Origin of the sequence: Rhizomicrobium palustre (genome assembly GCF_011761565.1) — a bacterium.
Taxonomy (GTDB): Bacteria; Pseudomonadota; Alphaproteobacteria; order Micropepsales; family Micropepsaceae; genus Rhizomicrobium; species Rhizomicrobium palustre.
Genome location: NZ_JAASRM010000001.1, coordinates 1,477,222 through 1,499,536 on the forward strand (window position 1 = coordinate 1,477,222; position 22,315 = coordinate 1,499,536).

At 60.4% G+C, this 22,315-nt stretch carries 18 protein-coding genes; 7 read left to right on the forward strand and 11 right to left on the reverse strand.

Going from position 1 to position 22,315, the window contains the following annotated elements:
• Positions 1–68: 68 nt before the first annotated feature.
• A complete protein-coding gene (locus FHS83_RS06685; protein ID WP_167082105.1) occupies positions 69–1,559 on the forward strand; it encodes a tryptophan halogenase family protein in 1,491 nt (496 codons plus the stop codon).
• Between the two features lie 28 nt (positions 1,560–1,587).
• Positions 1,588–3,618: a hypothetical protein gene (locus FHS83_RS06690; protein ID WP_167082107.1), complete on the forward strand. Its 2,031-nt coding sequence runs from the start codon at positions 1,588–1,590 to the stop codon at positions 3,616–3,618.
• A 12-nt stretch (positions 3,619–3,630) separates the two neighbouring features.
• On the opposite strand, the gene FHS83_RS06695 is transcribed toward FHS83_RS06690, so the two are convergent.
• The 8 genes from FHS83_RS06695 to FHS83_RS06730 all read right to left on the reverse strand — a co-directional run bounded on the left by FHS83_RS06695 (position 3,631) and on the right by FHS83_RS06730 (position 12,727).
• A complete protein-coding gene (locus FHS83_RS06695; RefSeq protein WP_167082109.1) occupies positions 3,631–4,332 on the reverse strand; it encodes an alpha/beta fold hydrolase in 702 nt (233 codons plus the stop codon).
• 46 nt (positions 4,333–4,378) lie between these two features.
• Positions 4,379–5,215, reverse strand: a complete 837-nt coding sequence (locus FHS83_RS06700) for an alpha/beta fold hydrolase (RefSeq protein WP_208414259.1) — start codon at positions 5,213–5,215, stop codon at positions 4,379–4,381.
• Between the two features lie 177 nt (positions 5,216–5,392).
• Complete coding sequence (locus FHS83_RS06705) at positions 5,393–6,712, reverse strand: flippase (protein WP_167082111.1); 1,320 nt, start codon at positions 6,710–6,712, stop codon at positions 5,393–5,395.
• The gene (locus tag FHS83_RS06710) at positions 6,709–7,935 is read right to left on the reverse strand and encodes a hypothetical protein (RefSeq protein WP_167082113.1); all 1,227 of its coding nucleotides are present in this window, start codon (positions 7,933–7,935) and stop codon (positions 6,709–6,711) included. The genes FHS83_RS06705 and FHS83_RS06710 overlap by 4 nt, the downstream gene beginning before the upstream one ends.
• 70 nt (positions 7,936–8,005) lie before the next feature.
• Positions 8,006–8,629 carry a methyltransferase domain-containing protein gene (locus FHS83_RS06715; RefSeq protein WP_167082115.1) on the reverse strand — a complete coding sequence of 208 codons (624 nt, stop codon included), beginning with the start codon at positions 8,627–8,629 and terminating at the stop codon, positions 8,006–8,008.
• On the reverse strand, positions 8,626–9,720 hold the full coding sequence (locus FHS83_RS06720) for a glycosyltransferase family 4 protein (RefSeq protein WP_167082117.1): 1,095 nt from the start codon (positions 9,718–9,720) through the stop codon (positions 8,626–8,628). Before FHS83_RS06720 ends, FHS83_RS06715 begins: the two co-directional genes overlap by 4 nt.
• Positions 9,717–10,556 carry a WecB/TagA/CpsF family glycosyltransferase gene (locus tag FHS83_RS06725; protein ID WP_167082119.1) on the reverse strand — a complete coding sequence of 280 codons (840 nt, stop codon included), beginning with the start codon at positions 10,554–10,556 and terminating at the stop codon, positions 9,717–9,719. Before FHS83_RS06725 ends, FHS83_RS06720 begins: the two co-directional genes overlap by 4 nt.
• Positions 10,557–10,717: 161 nt before the next feature.
• Positions 10,718–12,727 (reverse strand): GumC family protein, encoded by a 2,010-nt coding sequence (locus FHS83_RS06730; RefSeq protein WP_167082121.1) that lies wholly within the window; start codon positions 12,725–12,727, stop codon positions 10,718–10,720.
• A 214-nt stretch (positions 12,728–12,941) separates the two neighbouring features.
• Here FHS83_RS06730 and FHS83_RS06735 point away from each other — a divergent pair, with 214 nt between their 5' ends.
• From FHS83_RS06735 to FHS83_RS06750, 4 genes are all read left to right on the forward strand, one after another.
• Positions 12,942–13,916, forward strand: a complete 975-nt coding sequence (locus tag FHS83_RS06735; RefSeq protein ID WP_167082122.1) for a GNAT family N-acetyltransferase — start codon at positions 12,942–12,944, stop codon at positions 13,914–13,916.
• Positions 13,913–14,890 carry a proline dehydrogenase family protein gene (locus tag FHS83_RS06740; RefSeq protein ID WP_167082124.1) on the forward strand — a complete coding sequence of 326 codons (978 nt, stop codon included), beginning with the start codon at positions 13,913–13,915 and terminating at the stop codon, positions 14,888–14,890. Before FHS83_RS06735 ends, FHS83_RS06740 begins: the two co-directional genes overlap by 4 nt.
• 68 nt (positions 14,891–14,958) lie before the next feature.
• Positions 14,959–15,681: a rhodoquinone biosynthesis methyltransferase RquA gene (rquA, locus tag FHS83_RS06745; RefSeq protein WP_167082126.1), complete on the forward strand. Its 723-nt coding sequence runs from the start codon at positions 14,959–14,961 to the stop codon at positions 15,679–15,681.
• Between the two features lie 99 nt (positions 15,682–15,780).
• Complete coding sequence (locus tag FHS83_RS06750) at positions 15,781–16,812, forward strand: SMP-30/gluconolactonase/LRE family protein (protein WP_208414260.1); 1,032 nt, start codon at positions 15,781–15,783, stop codon at positions 16,810–16,812.
• A gap of 54 nt (positions 16,813–16,866) precedes the next feature.
• Here the strand turns inward: FHS83_RS06750 and lpdA are convergent, their stop codons facing one another.
• The 3 genes from lpdA to FHS83_RS06765 are packed head-to-tail and all read right to left on the reverse strand — an operon-like array spanning position 16,867 to position 20,896.
• Positions 16,867–18,270, reverse strand: a complete 1,404-nt coding sequence (lpdA, locus tag FHS83_RS06755; protein ID WP_167082128.1) for a dihydrolipoyl dehydrogenase — start codon at positions 18,268–18,270, stop codon at positions 16,867–16,869.
• 59 nt (positions 18,271–18,329) lie between these two features.
• Positions 18,330–19,769, reverse strand: a complete 1,440-nt coding sequence (locus FHS83_RS06760) for a glycosyltransferase family 39 protein (protein ID WP_167082130.1) — start codon at positions 19,767–19,769, stop codon at positions 18,330–18,332.
• A complete protein-coding gene (locus FHS83_RS06765) occupies positions 19,766–20,896 on the reverse strand; it encodes a glycosyltransferase family 2 protein (protein WP_167082132.1) in 1,131 nt (376 codons plus the stop codon). The genes FHS83_RS06760 and FHS83_RS06765 overlap by 4 nt, the downstream gene beginning before the upstream one ends.
• A gap of 218 nt (positions 20,897–21,114) precedes the next feature.
• Here FHS83_RS06765 and FHS83_RS06770 point away from each other — a divergent pair, with 218 nt between their 5' ends.
• A complete protein-coding gene (locus FHS83_RS06770) occupies positions 21,115–22,281 on the forward strand; it encodes an SAM-dependent methyltransferase (RefSeq protein WP_167082134.1) in 1,167 nt (388 codons plus the stop codon).
• Positions 22,282–22,315 lie beyond the last annotated feature (34 nt).

Consider the following 22,315-nt stretch of genomic DNA (forward strand, 5'->3'; position numbering starts at 1 on the left):
TGACGCGAAACCTGAGATGGCGGCCAACACCGCCATCTCTTCTTTCCCAAAGACCATCGGGGCAAGGAATGCGCGAGAACCACATCCGCAAAATCGTCATCCTGGGCGGCGGCACCGCAGGCTGGATGAGCGCCGCGGCGCTTTCAAAGATCAATACGCCACCGCAATTCGAGATTTCTCTGGTCGAATCCGACGACATCGGCACCATCGGAGTCGGTGAAGCCACGATTCCCACCATTCACTGGTTCAACAATCTTGTCGGCCTTGATGAACGCGAATTCCTGCGCGAGACCAAGGCGACCTTCAAACTCGGCATCGAATTTCAGGGATGGAACGGCGCAGGTACGCGCTTTTTTCATCCCTTCGGCATCTATGGCGATCCCGCCGATGGGCCGATGTTCTATCACCGCTGGATACGCGCCTGGTTGAAGGACAAAGGCTTGGATCATCAAGCATTGTCCTTGGCGGCATCACTTGCCTATGCGGACCGTTTTGCTCCCGAGGCACGCAGCGCCGGGCTTGGCTATGCCTATCATTTCGATGCCGGGCTTTATGCCGCCTATCTGCGCCGGATCGCCGAAGGGCGCGGCGTCAAACGCACCGAAGGCAAGATCGCGCGCGTGGAGCAGGACGGCGAGACCGGCTTTGTCACCGCGCTTTTTACCCATCGCGGCGACCGGCTGGAGGGCGATCTCTTCATCGATTGCTCGGGACTGCGCGCGCTTCTTATTGAAGAGACGCTGCACACCGGCTTCGAAGATTGGTCGCATTGGCTGGTAGCTGACCGCGCACTGGCCGTGCCGAGCACGCGCATTGCCGATCCAGTGCCTTTCACCCGCTCCATCGCGCATGGCTTCGGCTGGCAGTGGCGCATTCCGCTGCAACACCGCACCGGCAACGGCATGGTCTATGGGAGCCGCTTTGCCAGCGATGACGAAGCACGCGCGGCCCTCCTTGCCAATATCGACGGTGAGGTGCTGGCCGAGCCGCGGCTGATCCGCTTCACCACGGGAAAGCGCCGCCAAGCCTGGAATAAGAATGTCGTCGCCATCGGCCTTTCGAGCGGTTTTCTTGAGCCGCTGGAAAGCACCAGCATCCATCTGATCCAAAGCGGCATCGCCAAGCTCTTGGCGCTGTTTCCCGCACGCGACTGCAATCCCCTTACGGCCCGCCAATTCAACACGGTATTCGATGCCGATATGCGCGCGGTGCGGGATTTTCTTATCCTGCATTACCGCAACACGACGGGACGAAATGAGGAGATGTGGCGTTATTGCCAAACCATGAAGGTGCCGGACGAGCTCCTCTATAAAGAAGAGATGTTCCGCGCCAGCGGCCGCATCGTGCTCAATACCGAGGAACTCTTTCGCGAGGCGAGCTGGTTTGCCGTGATGATGGGTCAAGGCATTCACCCCGCAGATTATAACCCCTTGATTGCGGCCTTTTCCGAAAGCGCCGACAACGCGCATTTCGCCCGGCTTAGCGCCGGCATTGCCGCGCTGGTGCAGCGGGCACCGGGGCACATGCAGGTCGTGGACCGGATGGTTTCGGGCCGTTGAGTTCATTTCAGAGCACAGGACATAAGGCATGAGATTGAAGACGATCGCGGCAGCAGGTTTTGCTGTTCTCGCGCTTTCAGCGACGACCGTCGCGAAGACGGATGTGGACTTTGCCCTCAGCGAAGGGCTGAACCTCAACCTTATTGCGCGCGACGGGCCGGTGGCTGCCCATGTGCTGGCCCGCGCAGGAACGTCGCCCCGCCTGATCGTGGCTTTTCCCGCAGGCAATAGCGGCGCAGGAATATGGTTCAAGCCGCTCGCCACAAAGGCAGAATGGAGGCAATTGCGAGCGCCCGAACCGCTGCGCCTGCGCGATGGCAAAGACCGGTCGCTTTATGGTGTGCGTGTCTCGTTTGAAACCACCGCGCGGCGGCTGGAGCCAAGCGAGGCTGTACTTTCCAGCGTGCGGGTGCTGCGCGATTATGAAATCGACAAGACCTTGCCGGAGGAGCTCAAAGCCGCGCCAACCGTTGCAGGCAACACGATCACCTACGCGCGCGACCGGCTCGATGGCAAAGCGGGCTATCTCATGAAGCTGGTCGTGGATGAAGGAAAACTTGAAAACGGCGCGCTCGTCGCGCCGGCGCAAGGCCGCCTCCGGCTGACGCTGATCGCCGCCAGCGGCGAGACGCCGTTAACACCACTGGAAGGTGGCGCCCTGCTGAATAGCAAACACATGCAGGATGACGCAGCGGTGAGGGCGCTGACCTTCCTCTCCTATCGTGAAAAGTTCCTGGCCGGTTCCTGGCGCTTCAACACCTATTTCGGGCGGGACACGCTGATGTCGGTGCGCTTGCTAATGCCCGTGCTAGCGCCGGAAGCGGTGGAGACGGGGCTTCGTTCCGTGCTGACACGTCTTTCGCCCAAAGGGGAAGTGGCGCATGAGGAAGACATCGGCGAGTTTGCCATTCTCGATCATCGCCGGGCTGGCCAAGGGCTGAGTGATGCACCGGTCTATGATTACAAGATGATCGACGGCGACTTCATGCTGGCGCCGGTAATGGAAAACTGGCTGAGCGATCCGCGCGCGAAAAACCGCGCCGCGGGGCTTCTGGCGCAGAGCGATGGCGCGCATAAGCTGGGCGATGCCTTGGTGCGGAACCTCAAGCATGTCGTAGAAAGCGCGCGCGGCTTTGCCGAGACCCCGCGTTATGACCGGCTGATCGCACTCAAACAGGGCATGTCGGCAGGGCAATGGCGCGACAGCAATACCGGACTTGGGGGCGGGCGCTATCCTTATGACGTCAACGCCGTGTTTGTTCCCGCCGCGCTGCGGGCGACAATCAAGCTGGTGCGCAGCGGCGTGCTGGACCCATATCTCACGGCAGAGGATCACCAAACACTGGCGGAGGCCACACGCATGGAAAGCGTGTGGTCGCGCGAGGCGCCGAAGCTGTTTGAAATCGCATTGCCCGCCGGAGTGGCCGCCAAATCCGTCAGCGCCTATGCCATGGCCGAGCGCGTGCCGGAACGCCCTGCCCTGGCCGCGTTGCACGGCGCGCCCTTGCGCTTCAATGCGCTGGCCCTGAAAGACGACGGCACACCAGTGAAGGTGGAGAATTCGGATATCGGCTTCGCGCTATTATTCGCCGAGCCCTCCATATCGGAGCTCTCACAAGCAGCCGATCTCATCGCACGGCCCTTTCCGGCGGGTTTGATGACCGGCGCAGGCATGCTGGTGGCCAATCCCGCCTTTGAAGCAGACGAGACGCGAGCCCTGTTTCATCGCAATGCCTATCATGGCACGGTGATCTGGTCATGGCAGCAAGCGGTCGCCGCCGCCGGGCTGGAACGGCAATTGCAGCGCAAAGATCTGCCCGTGCCCGTGCGCCGCAAGCTTGAAACCGCGCAAACACGGCTTTGGGCCGCGATCACCAGCGCCAAGCGCATGCGCAGCTCCGAATTATGGTCTTGGGACTATTCCGGCGGTGCCTATCACATTGTTCCCTTCGGCGCCGCCCAGGGCGATGCGGATGAATCCAACGCGCTGCAACTTTGGAGCACGGTGTTTCTCGCCCTGCACCCCGCTAGCGCCAAAACGCTGGAGAGTGTGCATTAGCGCGATCCAGCCTTAAGCCTGCGTGACGGCTTCAACCGCTTGCAGGATCACATTGGTGACAGCATCGGGGGCGGAGAGCAGCGACATATGGCTGGTCTCCAACGCCGTGGTGCGGGCCTTGAGGCGTTTAGCGAGCGTGTCCTGCAATTCGACACTGACAGCGCGGTCCCGACGGGAGATGATGTACCAGACCGGCGTCTCGGCTTTCGGGGCTTTGCTCACCTTATCGCTGAACGTGGCAAGGCCAAGCGGGGTCTGCACCGCAGCGAGAAGACGGGCCTCTGCCTCGGGCAAATCCTGCGCGACGTTACTGATCCAGCTTTCCACACTCATCCAGAGACGCCCAGCCTTATCCTCTGATACACCGCTGAGTCCGGGTGGCGGGGGATGGGCGCCTACTTGATCGCCCGTGGACTGCCCAGGCTCTGGCGCGAAAGCGGCGACATAGACGAGCGCCTTCACATTGGGATGGTTGCCCGCCTCGGTAATGACGGTGCCGCCCCAGCTATGGCCCACGAGCACGGCTGGGCCTGCAACCTTATCCAGGATACGAAGGGTGGCGGCGGCATCATCGGCCAAAGAGGTGGTGGGATTCTGTACGGCGATCACCGCCACCCCTTGGGCCAAAAGACGGCCGATCACGCGCTGCCAGCTAGATCCATCGGCCCAAGCGCCATGCACCAACACAACCGAGGCTGTTTGCTTTGATGACATGGCGTGGGTCTTCCTAAATCAAATGGCAACGCGCGATGGCAAATCTTCAGGCTTTGATGAAGGCGAGAAGATCGGGGTTGATCACATCAGCATGGGTGGTGAGCATGCCGTGCGGGAAGCCCTTGTAGACTTTGAGCGTGCCGTTCTTCAGTAACTTGATGGATTTCAGCGCCGCGTCGGCGATCGGCACGATCTGATCGTCATCACCATGCATCACCAGGGTCGGCACCTCGATCGCCTTCAGATCGCCGGTCTGATCGGTTTCCGAAAAAGCCTTGATGCCATCGTAATGCGCCTTGGCGCTGCCCATCATGCCCTGGCGCCACCAATTGCGCACCACGCCCTCGTAAACCTTGGCGCCTTCGCGATTGAAGCCATAGAAGGGACCCGCGGCGACATCGAGGAAGAGCTGGGCGCGATTATCAGCGGTGCCTTTGCGGAAACCATCGAAGACCTCGATCGGCAGGCCTTCGGGATTCTCTGCGGTCTTCAACATCAGCGGCGGAACGGCGCTTACCAGCACCGCCTTGGCGACGCGGCCCGCAGGCTGGCCAAATTTCGCGACATAACGCGCGACTTCACCGCCGCCGGTGGAATGGCCGATATGCACGGCCTTCTTGAGATCGAGATGTTCGGCCACCGCGAAAGCATCGGCGGCATAATGATCCATATCGTGACCTTCGCTGACCTGTGCCGAGCGGCCATGGCCACGGCGGTCATGCGCCACCACGCGAAAACCCTGCTGCAAGAAGAACAGCATCTGGGTATCCCAGTCATCGGCAGAAAGCGGCCAACCATGATGGAACATGATCGGCTGGGCATCCTTGGGACCCCAATCCTTGAAGAAAATCTCGACGCCGTCTTTGGTGGTCACGAAAGGCATGGTGGATCTCCCTTGTGGTTGCGCGGATAATCTCCGCGGCGCCGCGATCCGGATGAGATTGCATGAGCGCCCCACAATTTCAGCAGAAGATTGCGACCGCTGGAATGTTAGGGATGATATTTTTCAAGCGCGCAGAATTGCTTCCATCACGGCAGCGCCAGCTTCCGCAGGGGCCTGCTAGGATTGGCGCAAAGTCCAGATAGAAAAGCCGAGACGCCGCCGGACGTGAACGAGCAGCAAGAGGTTGGTGGCGATCTGGCAAAGCGTGGTGGCGATGGCGGCACCCACCAATCCAAAGAACGGAATCAGGATGAAATTCGCGGCCACATTGGCGATGGCGGAGAGCGCGAACACCCGCAGTACATCTTTCTCATGCCCCGACATGTTGAGCAGCACTGCGCCGGTGCCGGCTGCGACGGAGACGAATTGGCCAAAGGCCAGAATGGTCAAAGCCGTTGCCCCTCCGGCGTAAGGTGCGCCGAAGACAAAGGTGAGTATCTCACGGCTCGCCAGCATGGAGATACCTGCGAGCACCACGCCACTGAGAACGAGCCACCGGAGCGCCTGGCGCATCAGCGCCTTCAACCCCGCGTGATCCTTGGCCTGGTGCAGCCTTGCGATATGGGGAGACAGCACCTCATTGGCGACGGTGAGCCCGACGGTGACTTGCGTGGCGACCAGCACGGCAGCGCGGTAAATGCCGACATCCGCCGCATCGCGGAAGAGCCCGAGAATGACGAGATCGGCCTGCAAATTCACGATCAACAACGCGTCTGTGAGCGTCAAAGGGATGATCGCAGTGACCCAGGATTTGGACTCGAAGGCGGGTGTGCTCTCACGCACGGCAGGCGGCAGATGACGCATCAACAGCATCGCCCCCGCCACAAAAGCGATGAAGGTCGCCGCAACCTGCAGCGCCATCGCATCCGCGGAGCCAAAGGGCCAAGCCCAATGCCAGAACACGATGAAGAGAAGAAACAGCACGGCACGAATGCCATTATCAGGCAACATGCCCAGCATCACCTTGCGCAGACCGATCAAGGCGCCGCCGCGCAAACGGTTAAGCGCAATCAGCGGTAAAAGCACAATGGCCCAAAGAAAGGTGGTGTGATCCACCGCGGGTATGAAGCGGGCCATGGCGGGCAAGGCCACCAGCAATGCCGCCACCATGAGAAGACCAAGCAGCGCCGATAGCTGATTGGCGCGCCAGAGAAGACCGCGAATATGCCCCCATTGACCCTGCAATTGGTATTTCGCGATCTCCCGCGTCATGAGCTGTGGCAAGCCACATTGCACCGGAAGCGCCAGAAGCGTTACGACGGTGGAAGCGAAAGCATAATAGCCATATTGCGCCGGCATCAGGACACGGCCGAGAAAGGCTGTCGCGAGCACGCCGAAGGTGATGTTGATAGCCTTCAGAACCACCGATCCGGCGGCGCCTTTCAGAATGACGGAAAAAGGCGACCGCGCGGCGCTTTCCGCTGAACTCCCGGTCATGGCATTGCTCTGGAGGGTATGAGGCTGCCCCAAACCCGCTGCGGTGCCCTTGTAAGCGTCGCCACGCCATAGCCCAGCATGCTGGCGGTCTTGATCGACATCGGCGCATAGCCGAAGATCAAGGCCACCATGAGATAGAGCAGGATTGAAACCGCGACCGGGGAAACCTTCTCGCCGCCAAGAAGAACGCCGCTGGCTAAGAGAGGATAAAGGCAGAAGCCGATCACGCCGCTATTGGCGATGAGATAGACAAGCCCGCTATCGGCCACCGCACTGTCATCCACCCCGCCAAAAATAACATGGAGCGGCATCGCTGTGATCAAGGGTTTGGCGGTGACGCCCAGCCGCAGACCGAGATCGCCGGGCAGCGCCTGGACCACGAAATAAAGCACAATCACTGTCATCAGGACGCCATAGGGCACGGCAACGAGCCAGCGAAGCTGAGCCTTTCCGGCAAGATCGCGCAGGAGCACCACCGCGAAAATCACGAAAACCGCAACGCGCGTGTCCGAGAGCAGTGCCAGCATCACGCAGCCGAAAATCAAGGCCGCGCGCTGGCGAAGGCTGAGCCCCGGCGCATGCACCGCAAAGACAGAGCCGATAATCCCGAAATAGCCAACGGAGAGCGGCTCCAGAAACAAGGAGCCCGCGCGATGGGAGAAGCCGAAGAAGCTGCCGGTGTAGCGGTTGGAGCCGAGATAGATATCGGACGAAGTTGCAATGGAAGCATCCGGCGCCGTGACCGCTGCCACCCATTCACGGGTGTAGTAGAAATATTTGCGCGGGTTGAAGAGCCAAGCGTAGAAATCCGGAAAGATCAGCTCGACCGCCGCCGTGACCACGAGTGCGATCAGTACTATCGCGAAAAAGCGTACCGAGAAATTCTTCGCCGATGCACCGAGCAAGAGAAAGAGCGGCAACATCGCCGCGTCATAGACAAAGCGGGGGTTGAAATTCCCTGTGACGATGAATTTCACCAGCACGGCGGTCAGAAACAATGCCCCAGCCACGGCAAAGCTGCGCGAGATGTCGGGCCTTTTGACCGCAATCACGGCCACCGCGACCAAGGTGATGAGAAGCTGAACCCCGGAAACGATCTGGGCATTCAGGGTGAAAGCAAAATTGTTCAGGACGGCCAGAAGCGGATTTTCCAGCACGCAGGCCAGAATGACGGCCTTCACAGCGCCATCGCCCCCGCCTGCTTCTTCCGCTGTTCCAACCATTTAGACGCCTGCGCCTGCCCGATGCGGCACAATTTGGCACGGACGGTCTTAACGGCTGTTTACCAACCGGTTAAAGCCTTACCGCGATAAGGGATTTGGTCATGCCCAAAAACCGTTCCCTCAGTATCGTGGCATCGGGGAACAGGGCCGCAAATTCACGCTCGCTGAGAAGATTGATCTCCTCCAGAAGGGCGTCGATCTTGGCTTGGCTGGGGCGATCCACCAGCCCCCAAAAGCTGCACCAGCGGATGAGTTTGCGCTGCCAAGCCTTGGGCAGCCAATGCACGAAGGGGCCGACCGTGTGGGGATCGGTGAAGAACCACTTATAGGGCGTCTGCACATAATAGCGCGGCGCGATGCGGCGAATTTCCTCGGCGAAAAGCTTGCGGGCATTCTCGCCGCCGACATGCTCGATCACCGAATTGGAATAACACAGATCAAAGCTTTGATCGGCGTAAGGCAGCTTGCCGCCATCGGTGTGCACATAATGAAAGCGGCCGTCTTCATAAGAGTTGAATTCGATATTGGTGATGGTGATATCCGGCTGCTTATCCACCAGCGTCCAATTGGATTTGCGCCCGCCGACATCAATGATCCGCATGGAATCGCTGAGGGAAAACATCTCTGCAAAGCGGCGCATGCGGCTGCCGCGAAAAAGCACCTGCAGCGGAATGATGAGTTTGTAGATGCTCATGATTGCGGAACCCTTATCGTGGTGACGGCGGAAGAACGCGGTTGAGCGAGTGCGGCGAAAGCTTCGCCATAGCGGAGCCTCAGCGTGGACCAGGTAAATTTCCCACGCAGCATTTCGGTGGCATCCGGCACCATGCCCCAATCCAGGGCGAGAATTCGGGCGGATGCGACTTCTCCATCCTGACCATCCACAAGCGAAATGGCCGAGGTCTCCTCCGCCAATTCTTCCGTACCGGGCAAGCGGGAGACCACCGGCGCGACACTGCACAAAAGCGCTTCGATTACCGTGAGCGGATAGGCATCCTGAAGCGACAGGTTCACCAGCACATCCTGGTCCCGCAGAAGAGCCGCGAAAGCCCACTGCGGCAGCGGGCCAAGAAGCCTGACGGAAAGATTTCGCCGTGCGATCTCTTTTGCCAACGCTGCGGTGATGTGAAGATCGCCATTCCCCACGATAACGGCTTCATACTCCACCCCGCTACGCGACAGCGCCGCGCAAGTTTCGAGAAAGGCAAAGCTGCCCTTTTCCCGCGACAGGCGGGCGGCATGGATGAGCTTGATAGGCCCGCTTCGTTTGCGCGGCGGTATCGGGTCTTCCAGAAGCTCTTTGGGAAGAAACGTGCCCATGACCCGGCAGCGCGCTGCCAGAGCTGGAGGAAAGCCCAATGCGTCACTCTGCGATTTATGCAAAGTGAAGATCACATCGGCGAGGCCAAGACACCGAGATGCAAGTTTGCGCAAAATGGGGTTACGCATGGACCGCCAGCTTGAGCCCAGATGCGGTGTGACCGCGACTTTCTTGCCGAACAGCTTGGCAAGAAGAAGATAGGCAAGATCAAAGACACTGCCGAGCTGAAGCCAGACAATGCGATGCGACGGCAATCGCCGCATGAAGCCGATCAAAGCAAAAAGATAGCGCCCCAGCTTGAGGCCGCCATAGCCGGGTGTCTCGGTGAAATGCGGCACGGCAAGGCCAAGGCACTCTTGGGCCCGGCCGATGAACATCTCCAGCCCGCCGCTCACCTTTTCATGCCCGCCAGTGATCAAAACCTGTTGCATGGCTTCTTCGTGAAAACGCACCCCAGACCTCATGACGCTCCCTTCGCGCGCGCGGGCGGCATGGATGCGGCTGGCGGTAATTTGAAGGGAAAAAGATCGAGCAAAATCGCCAGCACCACGAACCAGGATTCCAGGAAATAGCGGCGGGAGAGCCGCCTTGGCTCACTGAAGACTCTGAAGGCCCATTCCAGGCCCGCCCGGCGCATCCAAAGCGGCGCGCGCTGCCGCAAGCCCGTGTAGAAATCGAGGCTGGCGCCAATGGCAAGGGCATAAACATCCCCGAGCAGATGGCGATGTTCGTCAATCCAGATTTCGGATTTCGGCGCGCCAAGGCCGAAGAAGAGATGGGTCGCCTGATGATTGCAGATCTGTGCCGCGAGAGCGGCGGAGGCCGCGTCATCTGCCTCAAAGCCAAAGGTGGGGCAGGCCGTCCCGATGGCCTCTTTCGTAAAACCGCGCGCAAGAAGCTTTTCACGCAGGCGCTCAGCGGTCTCGACCGATCCCGTCACGAAAAAAGGGCGGCAACTTCCTTCTTCCATGCGGTCAAGCAAAGCGACACAAAGATCCGAACCGGCAACACGTTCCGGCACAGCAGCCCCACGCAGCTTGGCATAGAGATAGACCGGGGCGCCGTCCGCGGTTGCCATCCAGGCGCGGGCATAGGCCGCCCGGAACCGCGCGTTACGCACCAAATGGGAAATATGATCGACATTCGCGGTGACCAGGAGGCGGACACCGCCACCGTTCGGCACGGGCTCGTGGAGTAGGCGCCGGGCCAACATCTCACGCGTGGCAGTCGAGAAATCGATGCCCAGTACCGGCTTGTGTTCAAACGGGACAACTGCCTGACAAACAAACTGCTCGGCCATGCGTGCCACCCGACCCCCGTATCAAGACGGAGCAGCAAACGGACGTGTTTTCCCGTATTGCGGCTCACGGGGCAGCTTTCATTCCAAAATGGAACGCGAAGCGCCACCGCAAGGGGGAGCTATGCAAATGCCCTGCTAGCTTTTCGGATTTTCCGCCTGGTTCAGCGGTGATGCGTAAACACGGTTAAAATCCGCGTCCCCGGCAATCCGGCTGGCATCGGCCTCGGGGCGCGTCCATCGATGGCCACGATCGCAAGATCGCTCAACGCCAGGATAGAGGCGGTGGAAGGATCGTTGAGCGGCGGGGCGGCGATGATCATCAGCTCGAGACTCGTTTTGAGACTGTCGAGCATTCCTGTCAGCAAGGGTTGGGCCAGAATGCGCTCATAGGAGGAAATCTGTCCGTTGGGCGCCATGATCAAGGCCGGTGAGAGCCGGTCGGGATTGATGAAACCCTCTATGCCATAGCCCGAATGACCTGCAGATGCCACCTGCCCCGCCATCAGCCCAAGATGATAGGCGCTGCGGTTGGCATCTATTGCTATGGTGGCGATGCCAGATTGCGCCGCCGCCCGTGCCAAGGAAAGCGCGAGCGTGGTTTTGCCCGAACCCGGCGCGGCCGCCGTAACCGCGATGACCAGCGGCGGGGTCGCTTTCTTGATGATGCCGGCCAGAAGATTTGCAACCGCCACAGCGTAAGGGCTAGCGGGATGGGCGAGCACCAGATCGGCGGCGCGAGGGCCCATTTCCGGCAGGATGGCGGCAGGCGCTTCGGCGCGGCGCATGGACGGCGCCGGTGCGGGCTGAACCGGAAGCTCCGGTTCGCGGCGATCGCGCATAAAAGCAAGCGCGAGGCCGAGCAAAAGCCCGGCGGGAATAGCGCTGAGGATGGCGAGCAGCTTGGTTTGCGGCCCAAACGCCTCTTCCACATCCGAGGCTGAAATCACAAATACATCCGGGCGCAAAATGCCCTGCTGGTTTTCGGTCTGGCTATATTGGGTCAGAAACGCCTGATACATTGCCCGCGCCGAGGCGGCGGCGGATTGCAGCGCCGTCAGCTCCACCGAATCCTGATTCTTTTTGGCGTTGGCATCCTCGAGCTGGCGCAGGCTTTTCTGCAAGGAGCCGACATGGCTGCCCGCTGTATCGGCTTCGTTGCGCACCCCATCGGCGATACGCGCTGTTTCCTGTGCGATCTTGCCATCGAGATCCGCGCGCTGCGCGGCGAGCTCTTTCATCTTGGGATGGTTGGGGCCGTATTTGGCGGCGAGATTGGCGATTTCACGCGCCAGTTCAGCCTGCTGCGCGCGAAGACTCGCGATCACCGGCGAAGACAAAACTTGCGGCGCGGAGGCAAGACCCCCGGAACGCAGAAGCGCGGCGGTTCTGGCGGCCTTGGCGGCTTTATCATCGTAATCGGTGCGCGCGACGGTGAGCTGAGCATTAAGCTCGGCAAGCTGCTGTTCCTGCACAGATGTGCCACCAGCAGTGAAGGAGATGTTGTGCTCGGCCTTATATTTCTGGACCGCCGCTTCGGCCTCTTTCACTTTCGCGGCCAATTCACTGACGCGCTGCGTCAGCCAGATATTGGCGTTGCGCGCGGCGTCGGCTTTGGTTTCGAGCTGCTCCTGGACATAGAGCGCGGCGATACCGCTTGCGAGTTGGGTAGCCTTGGCGCGATCCGATGAGGTCACCGTGATGCGGATGGTGCTCGAGAATCCAGCCTGTGCCACTTTGAGATTCTTGCGGAGCTTATCGATAGCGGTCTCGCGCGGCTCAATCGCGGGCGAAAACAGCTTGGCGGCAAGGCCGGGCGCGGCGAATTCTGGATCGCGTTCGAGATGGAACTGATCCACCACCTTGCCCGCGAGCCGGTGCGAGGTGAGCACTTCGATCTGGTTAAGGATAGTCGGCTGATCGACCGACAGACTGGAGAGCACGGCGGCGGAGTTTTCGACCGCCGATTTGCGCGGATCCAGCATGACTTCCGAGGTCGCCGCATATTGCGGGCGCACCTGGAGCACATAGACGGTGGCAAGCGCTACCACCGCCAGGGTGGTGAGGAGAATAAGCTGAAAATGGCGCTCGGCCACCTGCCAAATCTCCGCCACCCGGAAGGCGCGTGTGGCGGCCTCCGGCGGCGGGACAGGTAAGACGAGACGGGCGTTCATCGCTCGATCATCACTTTGCGAAACCAACTCGATTCCCCCGAATATCGGAGGTTTGCCGCGCCAGTCTGCCCCTACCCCCCTGACCATGAGGTTAACCGGCAGATAGCGAACAGGCAGGGAATTGGACGATTCTGTTTCGTTTCGGCACAAACCCCTCACACGAGACGGGCACCGGCCTTGCAGCGACCGAAACGCAACCCGAGGCGGATGCGCCATGAACTTCTACGCCACACCGGCGTTTCTCGATGCTGCCGCGGCGGTCTACTTCAAGGACCGCAGCGCGGCGATCGAGGACGTGCGCATCGGCGAAGACGTCTTGCGCCTCTTGGTGGTGGACGGAAAGACCATCGTCACCCGGCTGCTTTTTCTGGATTATCACCAGCCCTTAGCGCCGCATGAAATCCGAAAGCCTGTGCGGGCCGGCCGCTATGCCCAATCGGTCAGCCGTGGCGTGATGGAGGCCGAGGACTGGAAGCCCGAGCTTTTCGCGGACCAGGAGCTTGCCCCCTATGTCGACCTGACCAGGTTCGACTCCTTCGCCGCCTATTACGAACATCTTCTTTCGCTGCATCATGGATTGGTGCGAGATCGCGAGCGCCGCGCCCGGGCTTTGATCGCCAAACATGGCGCGCTCAGCTTTACCTATGACGACACCAGACCGGATGTGATCACCAAAGCCGCGCAGTGGAAAGGCGATCAACTGCGCGAATTCGGCTTTCCCGATATTTTCGAAAATCCGCAAACGCTGGAATTCTTCGCAGAGCTGCGCAAACGCGAACGGCTTGTGTGCTCAAGCTTGCGCGCGGGCGAGAGGCTTGTTTCAGCCTGGATCGGCTTTGTGCAGGAGGCGAGCTGGTCGGGCTGGGTATTCGCCTATGATCCATCTTTGCGCAAATATTCGGTCGGCCATCAGCTTCTTATCCGCATGATTGAGGAGAGCTTTCGCCGCCAGCACCGCGAATTCGATTTTTCCGCCGTGGCGCAGGATTATAAGATGTTCTACGCTACACATGGCCGTTTGATCGGCGCCATCGGCAAGCCAACGCTAAAGCGTGCCACCGAACTTTATGCGCGCAAAATCCTGCGCCAGCATCGCCCAGAACTTTTCGCGGCCATGTTGCGGGCGAAATCGGCGGTGCAAGCGGCATTGCGGCGGCGCCATCCTGCCCTGGTAGAGGTGCGCGGATGAAAGCCGAAGCAGCCTATCGCACCGAACCACCAGATGTCGCGCGCCAGAGCCTGAAACGCCGCGCCGGTGAAACACTCTCTCATCTTGTCATGCCGCTGATTGCAAAAGCAGCGCGGCCTTATCTCGGCGGAGAGACCATTGAAGACGCGCTGTGCGTGGCGCAGGAAATCACGCGCGCGGAAAGCAATACCTCGTTCAGCTATTGGGATCGGGGCGAGGAAAGCTTGCAAGAAATCGAAGCGCGCGCGGCAAGCGCATTGAAAGCGCTTTCGACTATGCAGCCCAAGAGCTATCTCTGCTTGAAAGCGCCGGCTTTGCGCTATTCGACAAACGCCGCCGTAAAAATTGCGCACGCTGCCGCGCAGCACGGGATAGGGCTGCATTTTGACTCGCATGGCACAGAGACTGTGGACCGTTCCAATCACCTGATCGAGGCGATGGCGACAGTAATATCGCCCGAGATGCTTGGCACGACCTTGCCGGCCGCCTTGGTGCGCTCAGCCGAAGACGCGGAATGGGCCATCGCACAGGGGTTTTCGGTGCGGGTGGTCAAAGGCGCCTGGCCCGACCCCAGCGATCCCAAGCGCGATCTCGACACGAGCTTTCTGGACCTGATCGAACGACTGGCCGGACGGGCGCGGCATGTACGAATCGGAACACATAACTACGCATTGGGGCGACAGGCCGTGGAGCGGCTTGCCGCTGCGGGAACTTCTTGCGAAATCGAAACACTGCTCGGCCTGCCCGCCGCCGCACTGATCGGATGGGCGCGGCAAAACGGCGTAAAATCACGGGTCTATATCCCCTATGGGCCGGGCTATCTGCCCAATGCGATGGGCGTATTGCGGCGAAATCCGAGACTTGCCTGGACCATCGCCAAGGCGCAGATACGTGTTTTTTCTAACTCTAAAGCCCCGCGTCGTTCCGCCCCAGCCGCGCAAAGCCCCGCGTCCTTGTCGCGCAGCGAGAGCTGAACGCGCCGCATTGTTTGCCGTTAGCAATACAGCGCATCCTGCGCGTGCAGTTATTCGGCTCACTCTTCATGGATCGAGACCATAGTGTTGCGCTCCCCGAAGAGCGGACATATCGCCATCACGGCGCCATACCGGCCTATCTCAAACGCCATTATTGGTGGGCTTATGTGCATCCGCGCGCGGTGCAGGTCTTTGATCGCGGCTGGCTGATCAACTGCATTCTCTTGGGCAATTACCGCAGGCTGGTGCGCGAGGCGCTCGTCGAATTCGATGGGCCGCATTTCGCGCGCATTCTACAGATCGCCTGTGTTTATGGGGACCTCACACCGCGCATTGCCCAAGCCGCCGCCGAGTTCATGGGCTCTGTCGATGTCGTCGATGTCTTGGCGATTCAGCTCAGAAATTTGAAATGGAAGCTGCCCGCGCGCCTGCCCACGAAATTGATGCGGATGGATTCGGAGGCGCTGGAGCTTGCCGGGGAACAGTATGACAGCGTGTTGCTGTTTTTCCTGCTTCATGAGCAGCCCGAGGCCGTGCGTCAAAAGACCATGAAGGAAGCCCTGCGCGTTTTGAAGCCGGGTGGCAAGCTCATCATCGTCGATTACGGCAAGCCTTATCGGTGGAACCCGCTGCGCTATCTCTTGGCGCCATTTCTGGCGCTTCTGGAGCCGTTTGCCCTTTCGCTGATGGCCGAACCCCTGGAGCGCCGCCTGCCGGATGGCATGGCGGTGACACAGCACTCCTATTTCGGCGGGCTCTATCAGAAGGTCGTGGCGCGCAAGCCCCGTTAAGGGACGCAAAATTGTTACCCGAGTTTCATATCCCCCCGCTTCCGAAACTGGCCTGCCAAGATTAGTGTTCGCCGCCCTTAGCTTATTCGGGAGGATTTCATGCCGTCGATCACGCGCCGCGCCGTTCTTGGCACCGCCGCGGCCATGCCTTTTGCCGCCGCCATTGCCGCCCCAGCGCCGGGCTCTTATGGCATGGTGCGCCGCCACAGCGCCGATCTGGAGGCTGTCATTTCCCCGGATGCGGTGGTCGAGCAGGTCGGCTGGGGTTTTCAGTGGTCGGAAGGCCCGGTCTGGATCAAGAAGGATAATTGCCTGCTCTTCAGCGATCCCAAAGCCAACACCATGTATCGCTGGACCCCGGGCACGAGCGGCACCACCACCTTCCTGACCCCCTCCGGCCTTGCCGGGGCGGCCAATCCCCTCATCCGCGAGGCCGGCTCCAATGGCCTGACCACCGATGCGGCGGGCAATGTGGTGATGTGCGATTCCGGCAGCCGTAATGTGGCGCGCCTCAATCTCACCACCAAGCAGAAGACCGTCCTCGCCGATAAATTCGAGGGCAAGCGCTTCAACAGCCCGAACGATCTTTGTGTCGCCAAATCGGGCGCGATCTATTTCACCGACCCGCCTTATGGCCTCGCCGACCTGGCGAGCTCCACGCTGAAGGAACTGCCCTTCTCCGGCGTCTATCGCCTGGATCCGAATGGGGCGGTGACGCTGATCGACAAATCCTTGAGCTTTCCCAATGGCGTCGCTTTATCGGCGGACGAATCGGTGCTGTTCGTCACCAATTCCGACAGCGCCCTGCCGGTGCTGAAGGCCTATAATCTGGGCGCGGACGGTTCGGCGGATGCTGGCGAAGTAGTCTTCAACTTCAAGCCGCTGATGGCGCCGGATGCCAAAGGTAATCCCGATGGTCTGAAGGTGGATGAGGATGGCAACATCTTCGTCAGCGGGCCCGGGGGCATTCTGGTGCTGTCGAAGGATTACACGCTGCTCGGCGTCATCAATGTGACAGGCCGCACCACCTCGAACTGCGCTTTCGGCGAGGACGGCTCCACCCTCTTCATCACCGCGAGCGATATCGTCGCCAAGGTGAAGCTGAAGACCAAAGGCGCCAACTGGGCCTGAGAATAAATCGGATACGAAAACGAAATGGCCGGGCTCATCACCCGGCCATTTTCATTACATCTGCATCGTCCAGCCTTCGACACCCATCGCAGCCTGACGCACCGCTTCGGTGAGGGTCGGGTGCGCATGGCAGGTGCGAGCGATATCTTCCGACGACGCACCAAACTCGATGGCGAGCGCCACTTCGGCGATGAGGTTGCCCGCTTCCGGCCCGATGATGTGGCAGCCGAGCACTTTATCCGTCGTTGCATCGGCAAGGATCTTGGCGAAGCCTTCGGTGGAATCGATGGTCTTGGCGCGCGCATTGGCCGTGAAGGGGAATTTGCCGACCTTGTAGGCGATGCCCGCAGCCTTCAGCTCTTCTTCGGTCTTGCCGACGCTGGCCACTTCCGGCGCGGTGTAGACCACACCCGGAATGGCATCGTAATTCACATGCCCGGCGCGGCCCGCGATGCGCTCAGCACAAGCAACGGCTTCATCTTCGGCCTTATGGGCGAGCATCACGCCTTCGCGGCAATCACCAATCGCCCAGATGCCCGGGACGTTGGTCTTGAAATGCCCATCGGTGACGACGCGGCCTCTGGAATCCAGCGCCACGCCAACTTCGGCAAGGCCAAGCCCAGCCGTGAAGGGACGGCGGCCAATCGCCACCAGCATCACATCGGTTTCGATCACGCTTTGCGCCCCGCCCGCAGCCGGTTCGACCGTGACCTTCAGCGCCTTGCCCGAAGTATCGACGCCCACCACCTTGGTGGAAAGCTGGAAGCTGAAGCCTTGCTTGCCAAGGATGCGCTGGAACTGCTTGCAGACCTCGCCATCAAGGCCGGGGGTGATACGGTCGAGGAATTCGACCACGGTCACTTCCGCACCCAAACGGCGCCAGACCGAACCAAGTTCAAGCCCGATCACACCCGCACCAACCACGAGCAGGCGCTTCGGAACGGATTTCAGCGCCAGGGCGCCGGTCGAGGAAACAATACGCTCTTCATCGATGGTGACGCCGGGCAGCGGCGCCACTTCGGAGCCCGTCGCAATGATGATGTGCTTGGTCTCAAGCGTTTTGACCGAACCATCGGCCAGCTTCACCTCGACCTTACCGGGGGCGACGATCTTGGCCTCGCCGACGATGGGCTCGACCTTGTTCTTCTTGAAGAGGAACTCGATGCCCTTGGTGAGCTCGGTGACGATCTTGTCCTTGTTCTTCATCATCGCCGGAAGATCGAGGCTGACCTCGGCCTTGATGCCGATCTTGGCGAAATCCTTCTCCGCCTCGTGAAAACGCTCGCTGGCGTGCAGCAGCGCCTTGGAGGGGATGCAGCCGACATTCAGGCAGGTGCCGCCAAAGCGGCCACGCTTGTCGACACAAGCCGCCTTGAGCCCAAGCTGGCCCAAGCGAATCGCCGCGTTATACCCGCCAGGTCCGCCGCCGATGACGACGGCATCGAATTGTTCGGCCATGAAGGACTCTCGTTTGCTTCTAAAAGGGAGCGGCAAAATAGGACCCTGAGCTTCACTACTCAAGGCATTCTGCCGCAGGGCTGCCCTGCCCCGCCGTCCAGGCGATAGACCACGTAATGGGCGATGGCGACGCCCTTGCGCAGACGGTCGATGGTGGGGAGCTGTTCAGCCTTGCCGAAACAGGAGACAGCCCTGTCATGCAAATCGCGGCGGTCTTCAGCGACATAGAGCACCGGCCCGATGATCCTCGCGGGCTGAGACTGGAGCCAGCGGTAATCTTCCCCGACATGAATGATGGGGAGCGGGCTGTAAAAGGATAGCCAGGCGGTGGTGGCATAATCGCTGGTAATAATCGCCGAGGCCCCGTTTTGCGACTTCACGGCGTCGAGCTTCTGGACCACATCCGGCAGGCCGACCGCGAGAAGACGGGCCAAGGGGTCTTTGCGGCCAAAGGGGATGACTCCCAGTAAGGCCTGGGCATAGCCGATAAAAACCAGCACCGCCGCCACCGGCAGCGCAAGACGCGCCGACCATTTGGCGACCGGCGCCCGCCACCCGGTCCAATTCTGCTGGAAAAACGCCTTAGCTGCCGCCACCGACAGGATCGGGATCAGATAACAGGGCCAATTGCCCTGCACCCGGTCATGCAGCGCGTGCAGGAAGAAATAGGCGACCGAGGGCCAGAACAGCGAGGCCATCAAGGCCGAGCCCTTATCGCGCCGATTCGTGGTGGTGAGGGCCAAAAGGCCCAGCGCCAGCAAAAAGGGCGTGGCAAGCAGGGCTTCAGCGCCGATGAATTCGAAGATGTATTTCGCGGAAAGCTGGTGGGCGCCAATGCGGCCAAACTGAAAGGCGAAAGTCGCCCAGCCATGCTGCGCGTTCCAGAGAAGGTTCGGCGTGAAGATCAAAAACGCGAGGACCCCACCCGCATAAGGCCAGGGCGAGGCGAGCCAGCGACGCATGGGCGGAGAAGCGATCAGCCAGACCAGCGCGCCAGCGCCGAGGAAGAGAGTGGAATATTTGGAGAGCAAGCCCAGCCCCGCCGCGATGCCGACTGCGAGCCACCAGCGGCCATTGCCGGTTTCGGCGAGCTTCGCCAGGGTCCAGAAGAAGGCGGCGGCGGTCGCCATTTGCGGCGTATCCGGGGTGGCGACCAGCATCTCCACCGTGGTCATCAGGCTGAGATTGAAGGCCAGCGCCGCAAAATTTGCGATTTTCTGATCGCCGGTCAGAACGCGGGCGGTATCCCAGACCAGCGCCGTGGTCAGGGCGGACAGCAGAATGCCACCGATCCGCACGCCAAATTCGCTCTGGCCGAAGAGCGATGTGCCTGCCGCGATGAGATAGGCAATGGCGGGAGGATGATCGAAATAGCCTGCCGCCAGATGGCGGGCCCAGAGCCAGTAATAGGCTTCGTCGGCCGATAATGGCAAAAGCGCCCCGGCCAGAAGCCGGAGCGCGAAAAGAACAAGCAATCCCGCGAAAAGCGGTGACTTCACCGCGTGCGCCAGATGAACATGCTCGACATGGCGTAATTCCACAGCACACCCACAATCGATCCGGCGAGGCCCGCCACCCACCATACTTCATGCTGGTGATGGAGCTGAGAGGCAAGACCGATGTCGGTGAAGGCGCCAATGGCGCCGAAAACGCAGAAGCCGATGAACCCGCGCACCAGCCCCAAACCCTTGAGGCGGCGGTCGCGATAGGTGAGCGAGTTGTTGAGCAGGAAGTTGGAGGTCATGGCGACGCCGGTGGCGACCGCCTTGGCGACTTCGAAGCTCGCCGCGGGCCAGAGCAGTAGCGCGAGGTAGAAGATAATGAGATTCACCGCGATACCCGTGGCGCCGACAATGGCGAAGAAGATGAAGCGCGGATCAAGATGGCCGTTCGTCATTTTGGAGAGCAGAAGGCCGAGGAATTCGATGCCGATCTGCATGTTGAACTTGCTCTCGCCATCGAAGCGGGTGCCGAAGGTGTAAGCCTGTTCGGCGATGCGCAGGCCCTCTTTGGCGGTGGCGATATCGAGCAGAATCTTGAAGCCGACCGGCGACAGGCGCGGCACCATCTCGTCAAAAGACGCGCGGCGCATCATGAAAAAGCCGCTCATCGGATCGGAGAGTTCGGTACCGAGAAGGCGCTGCGTGATCTTGGTGGCGAGCCTGGAAATCTTGCCACGGCTGGCACTGAAGGAAGAGGCATCGCCGCCATCGACGTAGCGGGTAGCCGCCACGAGGTCATATTGGCCGGACTGCAATTTCGCGAGCATGGCGGGCAGCACGGTTTCATCATGCTGCAGATCGGCGTCCATCACGGCGACATAGGTGGCCGAGGAGGCGAGCATGCCTTCGATACAGGCGCCCGCAAGGCCACGGCGGCCAACACGGCGCAAGCAGCGAATGCGCGGGTCGGTGCGCGCGATCTGCTTCAACGCATCCGCCGTTCCATCCGGCGAATTATCGTCCACGAAGATCGCTTCCCAGGAAATGCCGGCCAGGGTGAGATCCAAGCGGCGGATCAATTCGGCGACATTGCCCCGTTCGTTATAGGTCGGGATGACCATCGACAGGACGGTCTCCTGCCCCGCGGGCGGCGTGGTTTTGGCGTCGATACTGGCGAGTGTCATGGTCACATCCTTAAGGGGCGGGTTGATGATCTTCCCAAAGCCCGCCGTCAAGAGGCCCCAAGACGCAGCCTAAACACACGAAATAACCATTTTATATCAGCAGTTTATTTCATCCTTCCCGAACCGTTGCGGGATCAAAAGCAAGGTAAATTGATCTGCTGTCGCCGCCATGACGTTGTATAATCCAGCCGTGCGCGGCTCTCTGGCGGGGTGTCACCATGTCTTCAATCCTCAATTCTTTCATCGAAAAACGCTGGCTTGAGGCGCTTGAGCGCCTGAAAGCGGGCTCTCTGACCTTTATCGCCCCCGACGGGACAGTGACCGTCGCCAAGGGACCGGAAGCGGGGCCCGATGCCCGCTTCGCTATCAAAGACTGGGATGTGATCCGGCGTATCGTGCAGCGCGGCGATATCGCGCTCGGCGAAGATTATGTCGACGGCGCTTGGGAGACCGATGATATCGAAGCGCTGATCGCGTTCTTCCTTTTGAACATGGACGCTTTCGAAAACTACGCCAATGGCGGTTTTTTCAGCCGCATGGCGCTGGTGATTTCCGATCGCTTCCTGCGCCGCAACTCGGTTTCCGGCAGCCGGCGCAATATCGAAGCCCATTACGATGTCGGCAATGATTTCTACGCCCTCTGGCTCGACAGGAGCATGACCTATTCCTCGGCTATTTTCGGGGGCGCATCGGGACTGGAGCAGGCCCAGGTCAATAAATACGACCGCATCCTCTCCAAGCTGGCCCGAGGCGGCGAATCCATCCTGGAGATCGGCTGCGGCTGGGGCGGATTTGCCGAACGCGCCGCGCAGCGCGGCCAGAAGGTCACCGGTCTGACGATTTCCCCCTCCCAGCACCGCTTCGCCACCGAGCGCCTGAAAGGAGCGGCGGACATCCTTCTGGAAGATTACCGCAAGGTGAAAGGCGTATTCGACAACATCGTTTCCATCGAGATGTTCGAAGCGGTGGGCGAGCAATATTGGCCACGCTATTTCCAAGCTCTGGCCGAGCGCCTGAAACGGGGTGGCCGGGCGGTGGTGCAGACCATCACCATCCAGGATGAGCTTTTTCGCGATTACCGCCTGCGTAGCGACTTCATCCGCCATTATGTCTTCCCTGGCGGGATGCTGCCCTCCCTGCAACGTTTCCGCGAGGAAGCGGAGCGTGCCGGACTAAAAGTAGTGGATCATTTCGCCTTTGGCCGCGATTACGCCGAGACGCTGCGGGAATGGTCGCGGCGGATGTACGCCCAGGCCCCCGAGATCAAGGCCATGGGCCATGACGACCGCTTTCTAAGGAACTGGCAGTACTACCTCAACATCTGCGCCGCGGCCTTCGAGGTCGGCCGGACGGATGTTGTCCAAGTGGAGCTTGTGCACGCCTAACCCTTTGCGCAGACACGTGTGAGATGAATGCGGC

Coding starts and splice junctions, on each gene's coding strand:
- FHS83_RS06685 (WP_167082105.1), top strand. CDS start 69: ATGCGCGAGAACCACATCCGCAAAATCGTCATCCTGGGCGGCGGCACC.
- FHS83_RS06690 (WP_167082107.1), top strand. CDS start 1,588: ATGAGATTGAAGACGATCGCGGCAGCAGGTTTTGCTGTTCTCGCGCTT.
- FHS83_RS06695 (WP_167082109.1), bottom strand. CDS start 4,332: ATGTCATCAAAGCAAACAGCCTCGGTTGTGTTGGTGCATGGCGCTTGG.
- FHS83_RS06700 (WP_208414259.1), bottom strand. CDS start 5,215: ATGCCTTTCGTGACCACCAAAGACGGCGTCGAGATTTTCTTCAAGGAT.
- FHS83_RS06705 (WP_167082111.1), bottom strand. CDS start 6,712: ATGACCGGGAGTTCAGCGGAAAGCGCCGCGCGGTCGCCTTTTTCCGTC.
- FHS83_RS06710 (WP_167082113.1), bottom strand. CDS start 7,935: ATGGTTGGAACAGCGGAAGAAGCAGGCGGGGGCGATGGCGCTGTGAAG.
- FHS83_RS06715 (WP_167082115.1), bottom strand. CDS start 8,629: ATGAGCATCTACAAACTCATCATTCCGCTGCAGGTGCTTTTTCGCGGC.
- FHS83_RS06720 (WP_167082117.1), bottom strand. CDS start 9,720: ATGAGGTCTGGGGTGCGTTTTCACGAAGAAGCCATGCAACAGGTTTTG.
- FHS83_RS06725 (WP_167082119.1), bottom strand. CDS start 10,556: ATGGCCGAGCAGTTTGTTTGTCAGGCAGTTGTCCCGTTTGAACACAAG.
- FHS83_RS06730 (WP_167082121.1), bottom strand. CDS start 12,727: ATGAACGCCCGTCTCGTCTTACCTGTCCCGCCGCCGGAGGCCGCCACA.
- FHS83_RS06735 (WP_167082122.1), top strand. CDS start 12,942: ATGAACTTCTACGCCACACCGGCGTTTCTCGATGCTGCCGCGGCGGTC.
- FHS83_RS06740 (WP_167082124.1), top strand. CDS start 13,913: ATGAAAGCCGAAGCAGCCTATCGCACCGAACCACCAGATGTCGCGCGC.
- rquA (WP_167082126.1), top strand. CDS start 14,959: ATGGATCGAGACCATAGTGTTGCGCTCCCCGAAGAGCGGACATATCGC.
- FHS83_RS06750 (WP_208414260.1), top strand. CDS start 15,781: ATGCCGTCGATCACGCGCCGCGCCGTTCTTGGCACCGCCGCGGCCATG.
- lpdA (WP_167082128.1), bottom strand. CDS start 18,270: ATGGCCGAACAATTCGATGCCGTCGTCATCGGCGGCGGACCTGGCGGG.
- FHS83_RS06765 (WP_167082132.1), bottom strand. CDS start 20,896: ATGACACTCGCCAGTATCGACGCCAAAACCACGCCGCCCGCGGGGCAG.
- FHS83_RS06770 (WP_167082134.1), top strand. CDS start 21,115: ATGTCTTCAATCCTCAATTCTTTCATCGAAAAACGCTGGCTTGAGGCG.